This is a genomic window from Agromyces flavus, from assembly GCF_900104685.1.
Lineage (GTDB): Bacteria > Actinomycetota > Actinomycetes > Actinomycetales > Microbacteriaceae > Agromyces > Agromyces flavus.
This window is the reverse complement of record NZ_LT629755.1, coordinates 1,195,359-1,212,317: the sequence shown is the minus strand read 5'-3', so window position 1 is coordinate 1,212,317 and position 16,959 is coordinate 1,195,359. Positions and strand designations below refer to the sequence as shown.

17 protein-coding genes are annotated in these 16,959 nt (G+C 72.2%); 8 read left to right on the top strand and 9 right to left on the bottom strand.

Translation table 11 applies throughout. The features are described from left to right. Positions 1 to 125 precede the first annotated feature (125 nt). Positions 126 to 1,388 (top strand): MFS transporter, encoded by a 1,263-nt coding sequence (locus BLT99_RS05735; RefSeq protein ID WP_092670042.1) that lies wholly within the window; start codon positions 126 to 128, stop codon positions 1,386 to 1,388. Between the two features lie 83 nt (positions 1,389 to 1,471). After that, positions 1,472 to 2,344 (top strand): DUF3097 domain-containing protein, encoded by an 873-nt coding sequence (locus BLT99_RS05730; protein ID WP_092670040.1) that lies wholly within the window; start codon positions 1,472 to 1,474, stop codon positions 2,342 to 2,344. Positions 2,345 to 2,356: 12 nt separating this feature from the next. On the opposite strand, the gene BLT99_RS05725 is transcribed toward BLT99_RS05730, so the two are convergent. Next, positions 2,357 to 3,451, bottom strand: a complete 1,095-nt coding sequence (locus BLT99_RS05725) for a VIT1/CCC1 transporter family protein (RefSeq protein ID WP_092670038.1) — start codon at positions 3,449 to 3,451, stop codon at positions 2,357 to 2,359. A gap of 186 nt (positions 3,452 to 3,637) precedes the next feature. Then, positions 3,638 to 4,114, bottom strand: coding sequence for an Lrp/AsnC family transcriptional regulator (locus BLT99_RS05720; protein WP_092670036.1), 477 nt, complete (start codon positions 4,112 to 4,114; stop codon positions 3,638 to 3,640). 120 nt (positions 4,115 to 4,234) lie between these two features. Between BLT99_RS05720 and BLT99_RS05715 the strand changes: the two genes are divergently transcribed. Further along, positions 4,235 to 5,485: a trans-sulfuration enzyme family protein gene (locus BLT99_RS05715; protein WP_197675526.1), complete on the top strand. Its 1,251-nt coding sequence runs from the start codon at positions 4,235 to 4,237 to the stop codon at positions 5,483 to 5,485. On the opposite strand, the gene BLT99_RS05710 is transcribed toward BLT99_RS05715, so the two are convergent. Next, positions 5,404 to 6,852: an MFS transporter gene (locus tag BLT99_RS05710; protein WP_092670032.1), complete on the bottom strand. Its 1,449-nt coding sequence runs from the start codon at positions 6,850 to 6,852 to the stop codon at positions 5,404 to 5,406. The two genes, BLT99_RS05715 and BLT99_RS05710, sit on opposite strands and share 82 nt — an antisense overlap. A gap of 22 nt (positions 6,853 to 6,874) precedes the next feature. Next, positions 6,875 to 8,701: a DEAD/DEAH box helicase gene (locus BLT99_RS05705; protein WP_229724630.1), complete on the bottom strand. Its 1,827-nt coding sequence runs from the start codon at positions 8,699 to 8,701 to the stop codon at positions 6,875 to 6,877. A 64-nt stretch (positions 8,702 to 8,765) separates the two neighbouring features. Between BLT99_RS05705 and BLT99_RS05700 the strand changes: the two genes are divergently transcribed. Further along, positions 8,766 to 9,584, top strand: a complete 819-nt coding sequence (locus BLT99_RS05700) for an SGNH/GDSL hydrolase family protein (RefSeq protein ID WP_092675698.1) — start codon at positions 8,766 to 8,768, stop codon at positions 9,582 to 9,584. On the opposite strand, the gene BLT99_RS05695 is transcribed toward BLT99_RS05700, so the two are convergent. After that, positions 9,585 to 10,883: a D-alanyl-D-alanine carboxypeptidase family protein gene (locus BLT99_RS05695; RefSeq protein ID WP_092670028.1), complete on the bottom strand. Its 1,299-nt coding sequence runs from the start codon at positions 10,881 to 10,883 to the stop codon at positions 9,585 to 9,587. Further along, positions 10,880 to 11,704 (bottom strand): TrmH family RNA methyltransferase, encoded by an 825-nt coding sequence (locus tag BLT99_RS05690; RefSeq protein ID WP_092670026.1) that lies wholly within the window; start codon positions 11,702 to 11,704, stop codon positions 10,880 to 10,882. Before BLT99_RS05690 ends, BLT99_RS05695 begins: the two co-directional genes overlap by 4 nt. Positions 11,705 to 11,818: 114 nt before the next feature. Between BLT99_RS05690 and BLT99_RS05685 the strand changes: the two genes are divergently transcribed. Continuing rightward, entirely contained in the window at positions 11,819 to 12,628 is an 810-nt protein-coding gene (locus BLT99_RS05685; RefSeq protein ID WP_092675695.1) for a Sir2 family NAD-dependent protein deacetylase, read from the top strand. Next, complete coding sequence (locus BLT99_RS05680; RefSeq protein ID WP_092670024.1) at positions 12,625 to 13,284, top strand: histidine phosphatase family protein; 660 nt, start codon at positions 12,625 to 12,627, stop codon at positions 13,282 to 13,284. Before BLT99_RS05685 ends, BLT99_RS05680 begins: the two co-directional genes overlap by 4 nt. Here BLT99_RS05680 and BLT99_RS05675 read toward each other — a convergent pair whose 3' ends face one another. Continuing rightward, on the bottom strand, positions 13,285 to 14,379 hold the full coding sequence (locus BLT99_RS05675) for a glycosyltransferase family 4 protein (protein ID WP_092670022.1): 1,095 nt from the start codon (positions 14,377 to 14,379) through the stop codon (positions 13,285 to 13,287). It lies immediately after the preceding gene. Beyond that, on the bottom strand, positions 14,376 to 15,299 hold the full coding sequence (locus BLT99_RS05670) for an alpha/beta fold hydrolase (RefSeq protein ID WP_092670020.1): 924 nt from the start codon (positions 15,297 to 15,299) through the stop codon (positions 14,376 to 14,378). Before BLT99_RS05670 ends, BLT99_RS05675 begins: the two co-directional genes overlap by 4 nt. Before the next feature lie 52 nt (positions 15,300 to 15,351). Between BLT99_RS05670 and BLT99_RS05665 the strand changes: the two genes are divergently transcribed. Both BLT99_RS05665 and BLT99_RS05660 read left to right on the top strand, forming a co-directional pair. Continuing rightward, positions 15,352 to 16,050, top strand: coding sequence for an exonuclease domain-containing protein (locus BLT99_RS05665; protein ID WP_092670018.1), 699 nt, complete (start codon positions 15,352 to 15,354; stop codon positions 16,048 to 16,050). Positions 16,051 to 16,090: 40 nt separating this feature from the next. Next, positions 16,091 to 16,588, top strand: a complete 498-nt coding sequence (locus BLT99_RS05660) for a hypothetical protein (protein ID WP_092670016.1) — start codon at positions 16,091 to 16,093, stop codon at positions 16,586 to 16,588. Between the two features lie 81 nt (positions 16,589 to 16,669). Here BLT99_RS05660 and BLT99_RS05655 read toward each other — a convergent pair whose 3' ends face one another. Then, positions 16,670 to 16,918, bottom strand: a complete 249-nt coding sequence (locus BLT99_RS05655; RefSeq protein ID WP_092670014.1) for a type B 50S ribosomal protein L31 — start codon at positions 16,916 to 16,918, stop codon at positions 16,670 to 16,672. Positions 16,919 to 16,959: the final 41 nt, after the last annotated feature.

Genomic DNA, 16,959 nt, shown 5'->3' with positions numbered 1-16,959 from the left:
GGCCTCCTGTTGCGTGAAGCGGTTCCTAGACAGCTCCACTTCACAACGGGAGGCTTTCGCCCGTCAGCAGATCACACGCGATTCACGAAGCAACGTCCTTGGACATCACAGCTAGCCATCGGCGGATGCCGCGGCATACGCCCGGCGGTACGCTGAGCGCGACCCGGACGATCGGTGCGGAGCGCACCGATCGCGAGGGGGTGTGCATCGTGATCGGGGCCGCACGCGCACCGCTGTTCACCGGCACGTTCATCGCCCTCACGGTCGGGGACCTCGCCTACTTCACCGCGACCGGCGTGGCGATCTTCGTGCTGCCGCTGTACGTGACCGGACCGCTGGAGCACGACGAGGTCGCCGCGGGCATCGCCTTCGGCGTCTTCGCGGTGTCCGCCCTCGTCCTCAGGCCCTTCGCGGGCCGGCTCGCCGACCGGTTCGGCCGTCGACCGCTCCTCGTCGGCGGTGCGCTGCTCGCCGCCGCCTGCCTGGCGGCGACCGCGGTCGCCACGGACCTCGTCGCGATCATCGCACTCCGACTGGCCGCAGGTGTCGCCGAGGCCGCGTTCTTCGTCGCGGGCTTCGCCGCACTCGCCGACATCGCTCCGACCGAGCGGATCGGCGAAGCGCTCTCGTACAACTCGCTCGGCCTGTACCTCGGCATCGCGCTCGGTCCGCTGCTCGGCGAGGCACTGCTCGAGAACCTCGGCTACCCCGCGGCCTGGCTGGGCGCCTCCGGGCTCGCGCTGCTCGCGGCCGCGCTCGTGCTCATCGTCGGCGAGACCCGTCCGTCGTCGACGGAGCACGACGGACCCTTCCGGATCCTCCACCGGCCGTCCATCCCGGTGTCGATCGGCTTCCTCACGTCCCTCGCCGCCGTCGGCGGGTTCCTCGCCTTCGCGTCCCTGCACGCCCGACGCGTGGGCCTCGCCGATCCGAGCCTGGCGCTGTTCGCGTACGGGGGCATCGTGGTCGTCTGCAGGATCGCGTTCGCCCGCCTGCCCGACCGGCTGCCGTCGCTGCCGCTCGCGGCGGCCGCCCTCGGCACGATCGCGACCGGCCTGATCTTTGCGGCGCTCTGGCAGGATCCATGGGGGTTCGTGCTCGGTATCGCGGTCATGGCCCTCGGCGTCACCTTCAGCACGCCCGCGTTCTTCTCCGCGGTCTTCGCGACGGCGGCGCCGTCGGAGCGGGGGCTCGCGTCGGGAACAGCGAGTGCCGCCATCGACCTCGGACTCGGGATCGGGCCGATCCTCCTCGGCTTCGTGGCCGCACCGTACGGCATCCCCTGGGCGTTCGGGCTCGCTGCGGCGATCGCCGCGATCGGTGCGGTCTGGACGCTCCGCCTCGCGGGCGGCGCGCGTCCTCAGCCGGTGACGACCCAGGATCCGTGAATGCGCGTCGGTCTCCCACGGCACGACTCGTGACGCCGTCGTGTCGTCCGGGCCGAGCACCGACGCTCGGCTAGCCTCGTGCGGTGCCTCCCTCGACCGCTGACCGCTTCGGACCCGATCGCTACAGCGACGACGTGCTCGCCGGCGACTGGCGTGCGGCCGGTCGCCGCACCATCCCCGAGGTTGCAGCGACCCGCGACCTCGTCGTCGAGCTCGCCGCCGACGGCTACTGCGGCGCCGTGGTGGGCGTCGAGAAGCAGACGGTGACGCTCGAGGACCGCCACGGGCGCACGCGCATGTTCCCGCTCGGCCTCGGCTTCCTCGTCGACGGCGAGCCGGTGCGGCTCGTCGCACCCGCCGCGGCCGCACCGAAGGGTCGGCTCCGGACCGCGTCCGGCTCGTTCGCGACCGAGGCCGGACCCGCGAAGGTCGCGCTCCCGAGCCGCATCTTCGTCGAGGGGCGGCACGACGCCGAGCTCGTCGAGAAGATCTGGGGTGCCGACCTGCGCGTCGAAGGCGTCGTGGTCGAGTACCTCGAGGGCGTCGACCTGCTCGGTGAGGTGCTCGACGAGTTCCGTCCCGGGCCCGGACGCCGTGTCGGCGTGCTCGTCGACCACCTCGTTCCCGGCTCGAAGGAGCAGCGGATCGCGGACGCCGTCATGCGGGGTCGCCATCGTGGGCACGTGCTCGTGGTCGGGCACCCGTACATCGACATCTGGCAGGCGGTGAAGCCCGCCAGGATCGGCCGGGACGCCTGGCCCGAGATCCCTCGCGGCACCTCGTGGAAGCACGGCGTGTGCGCGACCTTCGGCTGGCCGCACGCCGAGCAGGCCGACATCGCGCGCGCCTGGCAGCGCATCCTCGGCCAGGTGCGCGGGTACGGCGACCTGGAGCCGGCCCTTCTCGGTCGGGTCGAGGAGCTCATCGACTTCGTGACCGCGCCGAGCAGCGCCTGAATCGCGGCCGCCTCAGCCGATCGTGGTGCCGAACGCGAGGCCCAGCAGGTAGGTGACTGCGGCCGCGCCGAGCCCGATCGCGAGCTGTCGCAACGCCCGCTTGAGCGGCGACGCACCCGAGAGCAATCCCACCGTCGCGCCCGTGAGCAGCAGCGCGATGCTGACGAGCACGGTCGCGGTGACGATGGCGGCGAGCCCCGACATCCCGAGCAGCCACGGAAGCACCGGGATGAGCGCGCCGGATGCGAAGAACAGGAAGCTCGAGATCGCCGCGCTCATGCCCGTGCCGACGGCCTCGTCGTCGTGCTCGACGGTGCCGATCGCGTCGGTCGGTGCGGGCGTGCGCCCGGCGGCCTGCACGCGGGCCAGCACGAGTGCCGCCTGCTCGATCGCGTCGTCCTCGGCCATGCCGCGCGCCCGGTAGACGAGTGCGAGCTCGTTGGCGTCGAGGTCGAGGTCGCCGAGTGCCTCGCGCGCGGTCGGGTCGGGGGCGGACGCCTCGAGCAGCTCCCGTTGCGAGCGGACCGAGACGTACTCGCCCGCGCCCATCGAGAGGGCCCCGGCGAGCAGGCCGGCGATGCCGGTGAAGAGCACGACCGGCGCGGGAACCCCGGTGGCGCCGATGCCGAGCACGAGCGCGAGGTTCGACACCAGCCCGTCGTTCGCGCCGAACACCGCCGCGCGGAACGTCCCGGCGAGCCGCCGACGGCCGCGGGCGGCGAGCCCGCGCACCACCTCGCCGTGTATGCGTTCATCGGCGGCCATCGCCGCGGTCGCGTGCGGATCGGTGGCGTAGGGCGATCGTGCCTCCGCTCGCTGCGCGAGCGCGAGCACGAAGATCGAGCCGAACGCGCGCGCGAGTCCAGCCAGCAGCCGGGTCCGGACGTCGGCGCGCGGGATACCGCGGTCGTCGTCGCCGAGCAGGGCGAGCCAATGCGCCTCGTGGCGCCCCTCGGCGGCCGCCAGGGCGAGCAGGATCTCGCGTTCCTCGCCCTCGCGGCGCGCGGCAAGTTCGCGATACACCGCGCCTTCAGCGCGCTCGGCGGCCAGGTACCGCTTCCAGCGTGCGCGGTCGGCCGGCGTGGCAGTGGGCTGATCGGCGGTCATGGTGCTCCATAGGGTCGCGGGCCGCCGTCGCGATGCTGTCGCTCCGAGCGCCCGCCTCGTCGCGTCCGGCCCCGCGGGGCCTCCGAAAGGCTAGCGAACCGGATGGCGCGCACCGGCCGGATCCGCGGGATTGGCAGCATTTCGGAACGCCGAACGCCGAACGCCGGAGCCGGCCGGGTCCCGCGGTCAGCCGACGAGCTGCTGCCAGCCGTCGCCGTCGACGTGCTCGAAGATCAGGTTCGTCTCGGTGTGCGCGACGGCCGGATGGCCCGTGAGGTGCGCGAGCACGAACTCGCGCAGTTCCTCGGCATCGCGCGCCGCGACGTGCAGCAGGTAGTCCTCGGCGCCGGCCATGTGGAACACACCGAGCACGCCGGGCAGGTGGGGCACCGCATTGCGGAACGCATCGATCTCGCTGCGGTCGTGCTTGACGAGCCGCACCGCGATGAGCGCCTGCAGCGAGACCCCGAGTGAGACGAGGTCGACGTCGACGCGATAGCCCCGCACGGTGCCGAGGCTCTGCAGTCGTCGCAACCGCAGGGAGACCGTCGACTCGGCGACGCCGACCTCGGCGGCGAGGGCCGCGCCCGAGGCGCGCGCGTTCTTCGAGAGGGCGGCGAGCAGCGCGCGGTCGACTCGATCGAGTTCGGGTTTCTGCGCCATGTTCTCGTTCCTTCCGCGCGTTGCGAAGATCCTGCGCCGACCTGAGCCATCTTGCAAGAGTCTGCGGGTCAACTTGAGCCCTGTGACAGATTCTGCTTCATTTGCCGCATGCTGACACCGATGTCGAACCTCGAGACCCGTGCCGTCCACGCTGGGATGGAGGGGGTGCGCGAGCAGGGCTCGCACGTCCCCTCGATCGATCTTTCCACGACGAACCCGCTCGGCGACGTCGAGAACGGCGGCCTGTCGTATGAGGAGCTCGCCACCGGCGGCTCGCTCGGCGAGGGGCGCTCGGCCGTGTACCAGCGCCTGTGGCATCCGGGCGTCGCGCGTTTCGAGTCGGCGCTGGCCGACCTCGAGGGCGCCGAGGGCGCGGTGGCATTCGCCAGCGGGATGGCGGCACTCGCCGCCACGCTCATCGCCACCGTGTCCGCCGGCACCCCGCACGTCGTGGCGGTCCGGCCGCTCTACGGTGGCAGCGACCACGTCCTCGAGAGCGGGCTGCTCGGCACCGAGGTGACCTGGACCCACGTGGACGGCATCACGAGCGCCATCCGACCCGACACGGGCCTCGTCGTCGTCGAGACGCCCGCGAACCCCACGCTCGAGCTGCTCGACCTCCGGCGCGTGGCGGATGCCGCGGGGCGCGTGCCGCTGCTCGTCGACAACACCTTCGCGACGCCCGTGCTCCAGCGCCCGATCGAGCACGGCGCGACGCTCGTGCTGCACAGCGCGACGAAGTACCTGGGCGGACACGGCGACGCCATGGGCGGCGTGGTCGCCGGCCCGACGAAGTGGGTGGAGCGCCTGCGACGCGTGCGCGCGCTCACCGGCGGACTCCTCCACCCGATGGGTGCGTACCTGCTGCACCGCGGGATCCGCACGCTGCCCGTGCGCGTGCGAGCGCAGCAGGAGACGGCCGCCGCGCTCGCGGTGCGCCTCGAGGCGCACCCCGCCGTCGCGCGAGTTCGGTACCCGGGGCTGCCCGGACAGGACCCGCAGGGGCTGATCGGGCGCCAGCTCGCCGGGCCGGGATCGATCATCGCGCTCGAACTCGCGGGCGGCTACGACGCCGCCTGCCGGTTCACCGAAGCGTGCCGGCTCGTCACCCACGCCGTGTCGCTCGGCGGAGTCGACTCCCTGGTGCAGCACCCGGCCTCGCTCACGCACCGCCCGGTCGCCGCGCACGCCAAGCCGGACGGCGGCGTCGTCCGCCTCTCGATCGGGCTCGAGCACCTCGACGACCTCACCGCCGACCTGATGTCGGCGCTCGACGCGGCGGCCGAGCCTCAGGACCTCGGCCGCTCCCCTGCACTCGCCGCATCGGAGCCGGCCGCCGCGGAACGTTCGGCGTCGGTCGACGCCGGCTGATCTCTGCCGCCGTCGGGCGGCGCGGGGTTGCGGATGCCGATCCACGACACCGCGCCGCCGACGACGAGCAGCACGGCCGTCGCGATGGCCGCCCGTCGGTAGCCCTCGACGTCGAGCGCGTCGCCGACCACGACGCCGATGGAGGCGATCGACACGAGCCCCGCGATGCGCGCGACGGCGTTGTTGACCGCGGAGCCGATGCCGGCGCGAGCCGGATCGACGGCTCCGAGGATCGCGGCCGTCAGCGGCGCGACGGTCATCGCCATCCCGAGCCCGACGATGACCATGCCGGGGAACACCTGCCACCAGTACTGCACGGGCAGGTCGATGAGCAGGGTGAGCAGGTAGCCCGCCGCGATCACGAAGGGCCCCAGGGTCATGAAGATCCGCGGTCCGTAGCGACCGCCGAGCGCGCCGAACCGCGAGCCGAGCAGCACCATCATCACGGTGGGCGGCAACGTGGCGAGGCCCGCGAGGGTGGCGCTGAACCCGCCGACCTGCTGCAGGAAGATCGGCAGGGCGAACAGCCCCAGCGAGAACGCGGCGTAGATGAACCACGTCGCGAGGTTGCCTGCGGCGAAGTTCCGCGCGCGGAACAGCGAGAGCGGCAGCATCGGCTCGGGCGCGCGTCGCTCCCACACGACGAACGCGATGAGCGAGATCCCTCCGACGACGGCTGGAACGAACACGAGCGGGTCGCCCCAGCCGAGACGCCCCTGTTCGATGAGCGCGAAGACCGTGCCGCCGAGGCCGACGACGCCGAGCGCGGCGCCGAGCCAGTCGATCCGGGCGCGAACGACATGGGGCTCGTCGCGGCCCAGCGGATGGAGCATCACGAGCGCGACCGCGATGGGCAGCACGTTGATCGCGAACACGAGCCGCCACGAGACGAGGTCGACGAGCGCACCGCCGAGGATCGGCCCGATGAGGAATGCGCTCGTGGTCCAGGCCGTCCAGCGGCCGATCGCCCGGCCCTGCTCGGCCGAGGGGAAGGTCGCGATGATGAGCGCGAGCGAGCTCGGAACGAGGAGCGCACCCGCCGCACCTTGAAGCGCCCGCCCCGCCACGAAGATCCCGCCGTCGATCGCGATCGCGCACACGAGCGACGTCGCACCGAAGCCGACGAGCCCGATGCGGAGGATGCGGAGCCGCCCGAACGAGTCGGACAGCGAGCCGGCGAGGAGGATGAGCGAGCCGAGCGTGAGCAGGTAGGCGTCGACCGCCCACTGCTGCAGGGCGAGGCCGCCGCCGAGGTCGGCTTCGAGCGCGGGCAGGGCGATGTTGATGACCGCCCCGTCGAGGAACGCGATGAAGGCGACGATGATCGCGATGACGAGCACGCGCATCCGCCGGTCCATGCGCGTCATGCTACGCCGAGCCGTCACGGGCTCAGCGTCCGGACAATCGGCGGCGCAGCAGCTCGATCCGCGCCTGCAACTGGGTCACGGTCGCGTGCGCCACGTCGGGGCCGCCGCACGCGCGACGCAGTTCGGCGTGCACGAGCGAATGCGCCTGACCGGTCTGCCGTGCGTAGAGGCCGACGAGGCTGTTGAGCAGCGAGCGCTGCTCCTTCAGGGTCCGGTAGAGCGCGACGGGCTCGGTCGAGCCGCCGGCGCCGCCGTCGTCACCTTCCGTTGCGGCCACGTGCTTGCGCCGGTCGGACGCTCGACGCGCCTGACGCGCCTGGCGGTGCCGAAGCAGCTCGGCGACCTGGTCGGGATCGAGGATGCCGGGGATGCCGATGAAGTCGAGCTCCTCGTCGCTGCCGGGCTCGGCGAACGTCCCGAATTCGGTGCCGTCGTAGACGACCCGGTCGAACGTCGCATCGGAACCGAGCGCTTGCCACGTGAACTCGTCCTGGAGCTCGTCGGAGCCCTTCTCGTCGCGGTTCGCGGCCTCGAGCAGGCCGTCGTCGAGGCCGGGATCGTCGTAGTCGCCCGAGCGGCGGTCGAGCGCGTGGTCGCGCTGCCGCTCGAGCTCGGACGCGAGCGCCATGAGGACGGGGACGTTCGGCAGGAACACCGACGCCGTCTCGCCGCGGCGCCGGGCGCGCACGAAGCGCCCGATCGCCTGCGCGAAGAACAGCGGTGTCGACGAACTCGTCGCATACACGCCCACGGCGAGCCGCGGCACGTCGACGCCCTCGGACACCATGCGGACCGCCACCATCCATCGGCTCGTGCCCGCGGAGAACTCCTCGATCCGCGCCGACGCCTCCTTCTCGTCGGAGAGCACGACGGTCACCTTCTCGCCGCAGGTGCGCTCGAGGATCTCGGCGTACGCGCGCGCCACGGACTGATCGGTCGCGATCACGAGACCGCCGGCATCGGGGATCGACTGGCGGATCTCGGTGAGCCGGCGGTCGGCCGCCTGCAGCACCGACGGGATCCACTCCCCCGTCGGCTCGAGCGCCGTGCGCCACGCGGCCGAGTGGATGTCCTTCGTCGCATCCTCGCCGAGGCGGGCCTCCATCTCGTCGCCGGCCTTCGTGCGCCAGCGCATGCTGCCCGCGTAGACCATGAAGATGACGGGGCGCACCACGCCGTCGGCGAGGGCGCGACCGTATCCGTAGTCGTAGTCGGTGCTCGACACCCGGATGCCCTGCGCGTCGGGCTCGTAGTGCACGAACGGGATCGGTGCGGTGTCGCTGCGGAAGGGCGTGCCCGTGAGCGAGAGACGGCGGGTCGCCGGCTCGAAGGCCTCGCGGATCGCGTCGCCCCACGAGAGCGTGTCGCCGCCATGGTGCACCTCGTCGAGGATCACGAGCGTGCGACCCGACAGCGTGAGCTCGCGGTGCAGCGCGGGCCGGATCGCGACCTGCGCGTACGTGACGGCCACGCCGTGGAAGTGGCGCGCCACGCGGCCGTGGGCGTTGCGGAATCCGGGGTCGAGCCGGATTCCGACGCGCGCCGCTGCATCGGCCCACTGCCGTTTGAGGTGGTCGGTCGGCGCGACCACGGTGACGCGGTCGATCGTGCGTCGCGCCCTGAGCTCGGCCGCGAGCCGCAGCGCGAACGTCGTCTTGCCGGCGCCGGGCGTCGCAGCGGCGAGGAAGTCGCGCGGCTCGGTCTCGAAGTACCGGTCGAGCGCCTCGGCCTGCCAGGCGCGCAGCTTGGACGCGGTGCCCCATGGCGCGCGGGCGGGGAACGACGGTGAGAGGTGCTCGGCGGCCGAGGTGCCCGGCAGGTGATGGCCGGAGGGGGTCGCTGTGCTCACTGGATGGGAGGCTACCGGAGCGGACCGACAACGCTCCACTCGGCGGACTGTGCAGAATGGGGGGATGGTCACCCAGCAGCATCCGTGGTCGCGATATGTCGCGATCGGCGACTCGTTCACCGAGGGCATCGGCGATCCCGAGCCCAGCGCGCCCGGCGGCCACCGCGGTTGGGCCGACCGGGTCGCCGAGGTGCTCTCGCAGGGCACGGAGGACTTCGCCTACGCCAACCTCGCGATCCGGGGTCGGCTGATCCAGCAGATCATCGACGAGCAGGTCGAGTCCGCCCTCGAGCTGCGTCCCGACCTCATCACCATCTCCGCCGGCGGCAACGACGTGATCCGCCCGCGGACCGACCCCGACGAGATCTCGGCGCGGTTCGAGTACGCGATCGAGCGGCTCTCGCGGGACCGTGCGACCATCGTGCTGTTCACGGGCGTCGACGTGGGCTTCTCCCCCGTGTTCCGCGGCATCCGCGGCAAGGTCGCGATCTACAACGAGAACCTCCGCGCGATCGCGCAGAAGCACGACTGCATCGTCGCCGACCAGTGGGCGCTCGCCGAGATCCAGGACCAGCGCATGTGGGACCGCGACCGGCTGCACCTCAACTCGCTCGGGCACCACGAGGTGGCGCGGATGGTGCTGCGCGCGTTGAACGTCGAGAACGACCTCGAGCCCATGAAGCCCGAGCCGCTTCCCCTGCGCTCGTGGCGGGCGGCCCGCACCGAGGACCTCTCCTGGGCGCGCGAGTACCTCGTGCCGTGGGTGGTCCGTCGGATCCGGCACCAGTCGTCGGGCGACTTCGTCACCGCGAAGCGGCCCGCTGCGGGTCCGTACGCGGCGGGCGCCGACGAGCCGATCGAGCGGATCGCGGAGGGCGACTAGCTAGTCCGCGTCGAGTCCGCCGGGGTTCGTGAGGCGCCACCAGGCGCCCGGGTCGTCGACCGTGCCGTCGAGCACGATGGGCACCTCGATCCGCTGCGTCCCGGCCGTGACGACGGCGGTGCCGACGTCCGCGCCGTCGGCGGCGAGCGTGATCGGCTGGGCGGTGACCGCCACGTCGACCGGGGTGTCGGACCAGACCACGACGGTCGCGCCCTCGGCCGTGCGCGCGGAGGCCGTGTCGCCCCACGGTGTCGCGTACGTCGCGACCTCGGTGCCGGCCTCGATCGCCACGACCTCGTGGAAGCCCGGCGCGATCGTGTCGATCATCTCGGCGATCGCCTGGCGCACGGCGGGATGGTTCGCGCCGCCGAGCAGCACGCCCACGACGGTGATCGATGACGAGCCGACCGCGACGTCGGTGGAGAACAGCAGGTTGGCCGCGTCGTCCGTCGTGCCGGTCTTGATGCCGTCGACACCGTGCGTGCCGAGCAGCCTGTTGGAGTTCTTGAGCGTGCCGAGCTCGGGGATGTCCACCTGCTGCGTCGCGACGATCTCGGCGAGCGTGGCATCCTGCAGCGCGAGCTCGCCGAGTCGCACGAGGTCGGCCGCGGTCGCGGTGTTCTCGAGCGAGAGGCCGCTCGGGTCGGCGATGCGGAGCGACGTGAGTCCCTGTTCGGCCGCCCACGCGTTCGCCCGCTCCACGTAGGCGTCGACCGACCCGAAGCCCCAGATCGCGAGCGAGATCGCGTAGTTGTTGCCGGACGGCAGGAGCATGGCCTCGAGGCTCTCCTTGAGGCTTAGCGTCGCTCCGGCGGCGACCGGCGCGACCGAACCGTTCTGGGCGATCATGTCCCAGTAGATCGCCACGTCGGCATCGGTGTACCGGATGTCGGGACCGCTCTCGCCCGCCGGGATCGGCTGCTTCTCGAGCAGCACCAGTGCGGTGACGACCTTGGCGATGCTCGCGATGGGCATCGCGGTCGAGTCGTTCCCGGCCGCAAGCGCTCCGTCGAAGCCGACCGCGCCGACCGCCCACGCCCCGAAGTCGGGCTGATCGACCACCTGCGGCGGGGCGACGATCGGCGCCGGGTCGATGACGGATGGCGCGGCCGCCGGGATCGGCGCGTTGAGCGTGGTCATCGCGTAGGCTCCCCCGCCGACGAGGCCCGCGAGGAGCATCCCGAGCGTGCCGAACACGACGATCCGGCGACGTCGGTACACCCGCGCGGAGGGACGCGGGCTGGGCGCGGCCGCGGGTGCGGCCGCCGGAGGCGGTGCCGGATCGAGGGTACGAGTCATCCGTTGCAGGATATCGAGCCCACCTCTGCAAGTGCGTACAACGCCACGGCAGCAGCGGCCGCGACATTGAGCGAGTCGACGCCGTGCGCCATCGGGATCGTGACGACCGTGTCGGCCGCGGCGAGCGCCTGTCGCGAGAGCCCGTCGCCCTCGGCGCCGAGCACGAGTGCGAGCCGCTCGGGCGGCTCGGCGGCGAGTTCGCGCAGCGTGACCGCGTCGTCGGCGAGGGCGAGCGCGGCCACCCGGAAGCCGTGGGCGGTGAGCAGGGCGCGCGCCTCGGCCCATTCGGGAAGGCGCGTCCACTGCACCTGGAACACCGTGCCCATGCTCACGCGTACGCTCCGGCGGTAGAGCGGGTCGGCGCAGCGCGGGGTGACGAGCACGGCGTCGGCGCCGAGGGCGGCGACCGAGCGGAAGATCGCGCCGACGTTGGTGTGGTCGACGATGTCCTCGAGGATCACGACGCGCCGCGCGGTCGCGAGCAGGTCGGCCGGGTCGGACACCACGGGTCGCTCGAACGCGGCGAGCGCGCCGCGGTGCACGCGGTACCCGGTGATCGTCTCGAGCTGGGCGGGGTCGGCGAGGTGCACGGGGATGTCGAACGGGGCGAGCGCGGCCTCGAGCCCGGGCAGCCACTTCGCCTCCATCAGCACCGAGCGCGGCGTGCAGCCGGCGTCGATCGCACGGCGGATGACCTTCGCCGATTCGGCGATGAAGATGCCGCGCTCCGGCTCGGTGATGCTGCGCAGGGCGACATCCGTCAACCGGGCGTAGTCAGCGACGGCGTCGGATGTCGCGTCGCGGACGTGTTCGATTCGCATGCCTCCAGCCTGCCGGTTCTGGAAACATTCTCGAAAAGCCGGGCGTTTAGAATCACAGCACCGTCGAAGGGAGTGCCCGTGGTCACTGGGATCGAGGCGCCGGCTCCGTCCGACATGCTGCTCGACGAGGCGATCCGGCTCATGCGGGGGTCTCGCGTCGCCGTGCTCACCGGCGCGGGTGTGAGCACCGACTCGGGAATCCCCGACTACCGCGGCGAGGGCGCGCCGGTGCGCACGCCGATGACGTTCCAGACGTTCCTCTCGTCCGAGAGCGCCCGCAAGCGCTACTGGGCCGGCAGCCACCTCGGGTGGCGCCACTTCGGTACGGCCGAGCCGAACGCCGGTCACTTCGCCCTCGCGGCGCTCGAGCAGGGCGGCGTCGTGTCGGGCGTCGTGACCCAGAACGTCGACGGCCTCCACCGACGCGCGGGCAGCACCCACGTGGTCGAGCTGCACGGTGCGTCCGATCGCGTGCTGTGCCTCTCGTGCGGGCAGGTGTTCGCGCGTCAGGCCGTCGCCGACCGGCTCGAGCAGCTCAACCCCCACATCGACCTCGAGGTCGCGATCCGGCCGAACCCCGACGGCGACGTCGACGTCGACGACCCCGACGCCATCGTGATCCCCGCGTGCACGGTGTGCGGCGGCCTGCTCAAGCCCGACGTCGTGTTCTTCGGCGAGTTCGTGCCGACCCCGGTCTTCCGCCAGGCCGCGTCGCTCGTGCACGGCGCCGACGTGCTGCTGGTCGCCGGTTCGTCGCTCGTGGTCAACTCGGGCGTGCGACTGCTCGAGATCGCCCGCCGCCGGCGCGTGCCGATCATCGTCATCAATCGCGGCATCACCAAGGGCGACAGTCGCGCGACCGTGAAGCTCGACGCGGGCGCGACCGAGACGCTCACCGCGATGGCGGAGGCGCTCGTCGCATGATCGTCCGCCTCTGGCGGCATCCGGATGCCGCGGGGCCGGTCGTCGACGCGTCGACGGCCGCCACGATCGCGCTCGTCCGTCACGGCGAGACCGACTGGAACCGCCAGGGACGCATTCAGGGATCGACCGACATCCCGATGAACGAGACCGGGCGCCGGCAGGCGCGCGCGACCGCATCGCGTCTCGGCCCGCTCGGGTGGGATGCCGTCGTGACGAGCCCCCTGGCACGCGCCCGGGAGACGGCGGAGATCATCGCGGACGGTCTCGGCCTGCCGGCGCCGGATCTCGAGCACGACCTCGCCGAACGGCGCCACGGCACCCTCGAGGGCCTCACATCCTCCGAGCGCCGTGCACTCGAGGCGCGGGCGGTGCCGATCGCCGGACTCGAGTCCCGCGTCTCGGTCGTGTCGCGCGCGGTGCCGTCATTGCTGCGGCTCGCGGCGCGCCATCCGGGCGGTGCGGTCGTCGCGGTCACCCACGGGGGCGTCATCCAATCGGTGCTGCTGCACCTCTGGGAGCGGCGATCACTGCCGAGCGGTGCCGTCGCGAACGGCTCGGTGCACGAGCTGCTCGTGACCGGCACGCGACTGCAGGTGGTGTGCTCCGACGTCGACGCGATCGGCGTCGCCGACCTCGCCGGGGAGGCGCCCGCCTGATCAGCGGCGGGCGTGGGCCGCGCGGCCGCTCGCTCCGCCCACCTCGAGCAGCAGGGCGAGCAGCTTCTCGGCCGACTCGCTCCAGGTGAACCGAGCGGCGAGCTCGGCGGATGCCTCGGAGCGCCGTTCCCACTCGCCGGGTTCGTCGAGCGAGGCGATCGCTCGCGCCGCCGCCGGCGCGTCGTCGGCGGGGAAGTACACGGCCGCGTCACCGCCGATCTCGCGGAAGATCGGGATGTCGGTCACCACGACCGGCGTTCCCAGACGCATCGCCTCGACGAGCGGGATGCCGAACCCCTCGGCCTTCGAGGCGGTCACGAGTGCGGTGGCGCTCGCGAGCACGTCGGCGTACTCGGCATCGGTCGCGCCGTCGTGGAACACGAGTCGCGCCTCGGGAGCGAGGCGCGTCAGCCGGCCGCGCTCCTCGTCGGAGATGCGACTCATGAGGTGCAACTCATGATCGGGCAGCGTCGCGACGGCGCGCACGAGCGTGTCGACGCCCTTGTACGACATGAACGAGCCCATGTACACGAGCCGCTTGCCCGCCGGCCGGCGCCGCGGCAGATCGGGCGTGCCGAGGGCATCGGCCGCGTTGTGCACGACGGAGAGCGGGCGCTTCGTCAGGTGGTGCTTCCGGATCAGGCCGGCGCTCGTCTCGGACACGGTCACGACCGCGTCGGCCCGGTTCAGGAGGATCCGCTGCGGCCACCACGCGAGGTGGTAGAGCCGCCACAACCCGCGGACGAACGCGGGCAGGTCGCGCGGCGGCGTGCGGTTCTCGTAGTAGATGAGGTCGTGCAGCGTGAGCACGAGCCCGTAGTTCCGCCCCCACGACCCCATGGTCTGCATGGGCGAGAACACGACATCGGGCTTCAGCTTGCGCACCTGTCGCGCGACCCAGGGTTCGCGCGGGCTCGTGGGGCTGCTGACCAGCTCCCACGGCAGCGCCGGCAGCTTCGCGAGCTGCCGGTGGTCGCTGATGAGCATCGTGACCGGATGGCGCCGGCCGATCTCGCCCACGAGGGCTGCGGTGAACCGGCTGATGCCGTCGTGGTGGTCGATGCGCACGTAGCGGCAGTCGAACACGAGCCTCACGGGCGCTCCCCCTCGAGGAACACCCGGATGTGCCCGGCCGCCTCGGCGGGCGTCTCGTAGTGGATCAGGTGCCCCACTCCGGGGATGACCGCGAGCGTCGCGTCGTCGAAGAGGGGCTGCAGGCGACGCTGTGCGGCGAGCGGGGTGACGTCGTCCTGCTCGGCCACGACCAGGAGGACGGGCACCGCGATCGACGGCGCGTACTCGCGCACGTCGTGGCTGACGGATGCCTCGAATGCCTCGAGCACGGCGTCCCGGTCGCCGAACGCAGAGAAGTACCGGTCGTGCTGGTCGTGGATGAAGCGGCGGAGCGCGGGCTCTTCCGTCTTGGCCATGGTCACGCTCATGACGCGGACAATGACCCGGTTGCGCAGGAGCGCGAAGCCGAGCTTCTCGGGCAACGCGGCGGCGGCCCGGTAGTAGCCCACCGCGAGACGCGTCATGATCGCCCGCGGACCCTCGAGCGCCGGCGCGCCGATCGGGTTGACGAGCACGAGCTCGCGCGGCGCCAGGCCCGCCGCGACCGCCGCAGCCGTGATGATGGAACCGAACGAGTGGCCGAGCAGGGCGAAGCCGTCGCTGCCGCCGGCCGCCGCGGCATCCGACGCCCCGCACACCCCGACGAACTCGGCGAGCCAGGCCGCATATCCGTCGATGTCGTGCGCGCCCGCGGCGAAGGTCGATGAGGCGCCGAAGCCGGGCAGGTCGGGCACGATCAGTCGGTAGCCCTGGAGCTTCGCGACGATCGGCTCGAGCCCGTGGTGGTCGCCGCGGAACCCGTGCACCATGACGATCGTGGGTGCCCCCGGGTCGCCGTACTCCCACCAGGCGGTGTCGCTGCCGTGCACGAGGGCGCGGTGTTCGCGGACCGGGATGCGCGCGAGGTCGTCGGCGTACGGTGAGGCGATCATCGCAGTCATCCTACGGCGCGCCACCTGAGCGCTGTCGGGGGACGCGGATACCGTGACCGGCATGGAGCACTCCCCCGCCGCCTGGGCCGACACCCTCGCCGTCTTCGATCTCGAGACCACCGGCATCGACATCGACACGTGCCGGGTCGTGACCGCGCACGTCGGCGTCATCGGGCCCGAGGGCGACGTGCTCGAGCAGCGGCAGTGGCTCGTCGATCCCGGTGTCGAGATCCCGACGGCCGCGACGCTGATCCACGGCGTCACCACCGAGCGGGCGCGGCTCGAGGGGATCGCGGCCGCACGCGCGGTCGGCGAGATCATCGCGACACTGCGGGAGGTCGCGGCTCGGAGCCTGCCCATCGTGGCGTACAACGCCGCATACGACCTCTCGCTCCTGCGGTACGAGGCCGAGCGGTACGGGCACGAGCCGTTCCGCGGTCCGGGTTGGGTCGTCGATCCGCTCGTGATCGACAAGGCCGTCGACCGGTACCGGTCGGGCAAGCGAACGCTCACCGCGGCGTGCGAGCACTACGGCGTCGAACTGCTGGCCGCGCACGACGCGGGCGCCGATGCCATCGCGGCAGGGCGCGTCGCGCAGGCGATCGCTCGGGCATTCCCAGAGCTCGCGGCGTGCGCGATCGCCGAGTTGCACGCACGCCAGGTCGACTGGAGCCGCCAGCAGGCCGAGAGCTACCAGGACTGGCGCCGGCGCAACGGCGAGCCCGAGTTCACCACGTCGGGCGCCTGGCCGTTGCGCTGAGGCCGTCGCGCATCGCGCGCCGTCGTGGAATCCTTGGCACATGGAGCCAGCCCGCGTGAACCGTTCGGAGACCGAGGCGCTCGTTGACGCGAGCGCGCTGTGGATCCTCGGCGACACCCCGGTCGATCCCGTGCTCGAGGCGGCCGTCGACCTCATCGTCGCCGGGGCCGACTCGGCGGCGCTCCGCGAGCTCGCCGGGATGTCCGACGCGGAGGATCCGTGGGACATCCGCGCCGCCCTGGGCCGCGCATTCGACGAGCTCGGGCTCGAGATGCCCGATGCCGCCGCGCCCGAGACCACGCGGCTGGCGCTGCGCGAGCTCGGCGCGCTGCTGCTGCACGATCGCATCTCGGTGCGCGAGCTCCTCGACCGGGCGCGAGCGCTCGTGGGCGATCGCGCCGACTCGGTCGGCGCTCGCGAGCTGATCGACATCGGCGCCGCGCTCGATGCCGGCCGCTCCACGCCGCACGAGGCGCAGCTCGCGGCGATCGACTGGGCGACCGGCTACATCACCGCATCGCCGTCTCCCGAGGCGTGAACGAGGCCTGAATCCGGGCGGTGCGTCGGCGGCATGACGAAGGGCGCGCGACCGGAGTCGCGCGCCCTTCGTGGTGGCGTCTTAGGCGCCGAAGTTCTTGAAGCGCTTGTTGAACTTCTCGACGCGGCCCGCCGAGTCCATGATGCGCTGCTTGCCCGTGTAGAACGGGTGCGACTCGGACGAGATCTCGACGTCGATGACCGGGTAGGTCTCACCGTCGAGCTCGATCGTCTTGTCGCTGGACACCGTCGAGCGGGTGAGGAACGTGGCGCCCGAGGCGAGGTCGCGGAAGACGACGGCGTTGTAGGCGGGGTGGATGTCGGCCTTCATGAAGAGTCCTTGCTGATCGGATGATGGGTTCGCCCCGCCTC

What these genes read in the sequence shown, in the direction of transcription:
- BLT99_RS05735 (WP_092670042.1), top strand. Translation starts at nt 126, where the DNA reads ATGCCGCGGCATACGCCCGGCGGTACGCTGAGCGCGACCCGGACGATC.
- BLT99_RS05725 (WP_092670038.1), bottom strand. Translation starts at nt 3,451, where the DNA reads ATGACCGCCGATCAGCCCACTGCCACGCCGGCCGACCGCGCACGCTGG.
- BLT99_RS05720 (WP_092670036.1), bottom strand. Translation starts at nt 4,114, where the DNA reads ATGGCGCAGAAACCCGAACTCGATCGAGTCGACCGCGCGCTGCTCGCC.
- BLT99_RS05715 (WP_197675526.1), top strand. Translation starts at nt 4,235, where the DNA reads ATGTCGAACCTCGAGACCCGTGCCGTCCACGCTGGGATGGAGGGGGTG.
- BLT99_RS05710 (WP_092670032.1), bottom strand. Translation starts at nt 6,852, where the DNA reads ATGACGCGCATGGACCGGCGGATGCGCGTGCTCGTCATCGCGATCATC.
- BLT99_RS05700 (WP_092675698.1), top strand. Translation starts at nt 8,766, where the DNA reads ATGGTCACCCAGCAGCATCCGTGGTCGCGATATGTCGCGATCGGCGAC.
- BLT99_RS05695 (WP_092670028.1), bottom strand. Translation starts at nt 10,883, where the DNA reads ATGACTCGTACCCTCGATCCGGCACCGCCTCCGGCGGCCGCACCCGCG.
- BLT99_RS05690 (WP_092670026.1), bottom strand. Translation starts at nt 11,704, where the DNA reads ATGCGAATCGAACACGTCCGCGACGCGACATCCGACGCCGTCGCTGAC.
- BLT99_RS05685 (WP_092675695.1), top strand. Translation starts at nt 11,819, where the DNA reads ATGCTGCTCGACGAGGCGATCCGGCTCATGCGGGGGTCTCGCGTCGCC.
- BLT99_RS05680 (WP_092670024.1), top strand. Translation starts at nt 12,625, where the DNA reads ATGATCGTCCGCCTCTGGCGGCATCCGGATGCCGCGGGGCCGGTCGTC.
- BLT99_RS05670 (WP_092670020.1), bottom strand. Translation starts at nt 15,299, where the DNA reads ATGACTGCGATGATCGCCTCACCGTACGCCGACGACCTCGCGCGCATC.
- BLT99_RS05665 (WP_092670018.1), top strand. Translation starts at nt 15,352, where the DNA reads ATGGAGCACTCCCCCGCCGCCTGGGCCGACACCCTCGCCGTCTTCGAT.
- BLT99_RS05660 (WP_092670016.1), top strand. Translation starts at nt 16,091, where the DNA reads ATGGAGCCAGCCCGCGTGAACCGTTCGGAGACCGAGGCGCTCGTTGAC.
- BLT99_RS05655 (WP_092670014.1), bottom strand. Translation starts at nt 16,918, where the DNA reads ATGAAGGCCGACATCCACCCCGCCTACAACGCCGTCGTCTTCCGCGAC.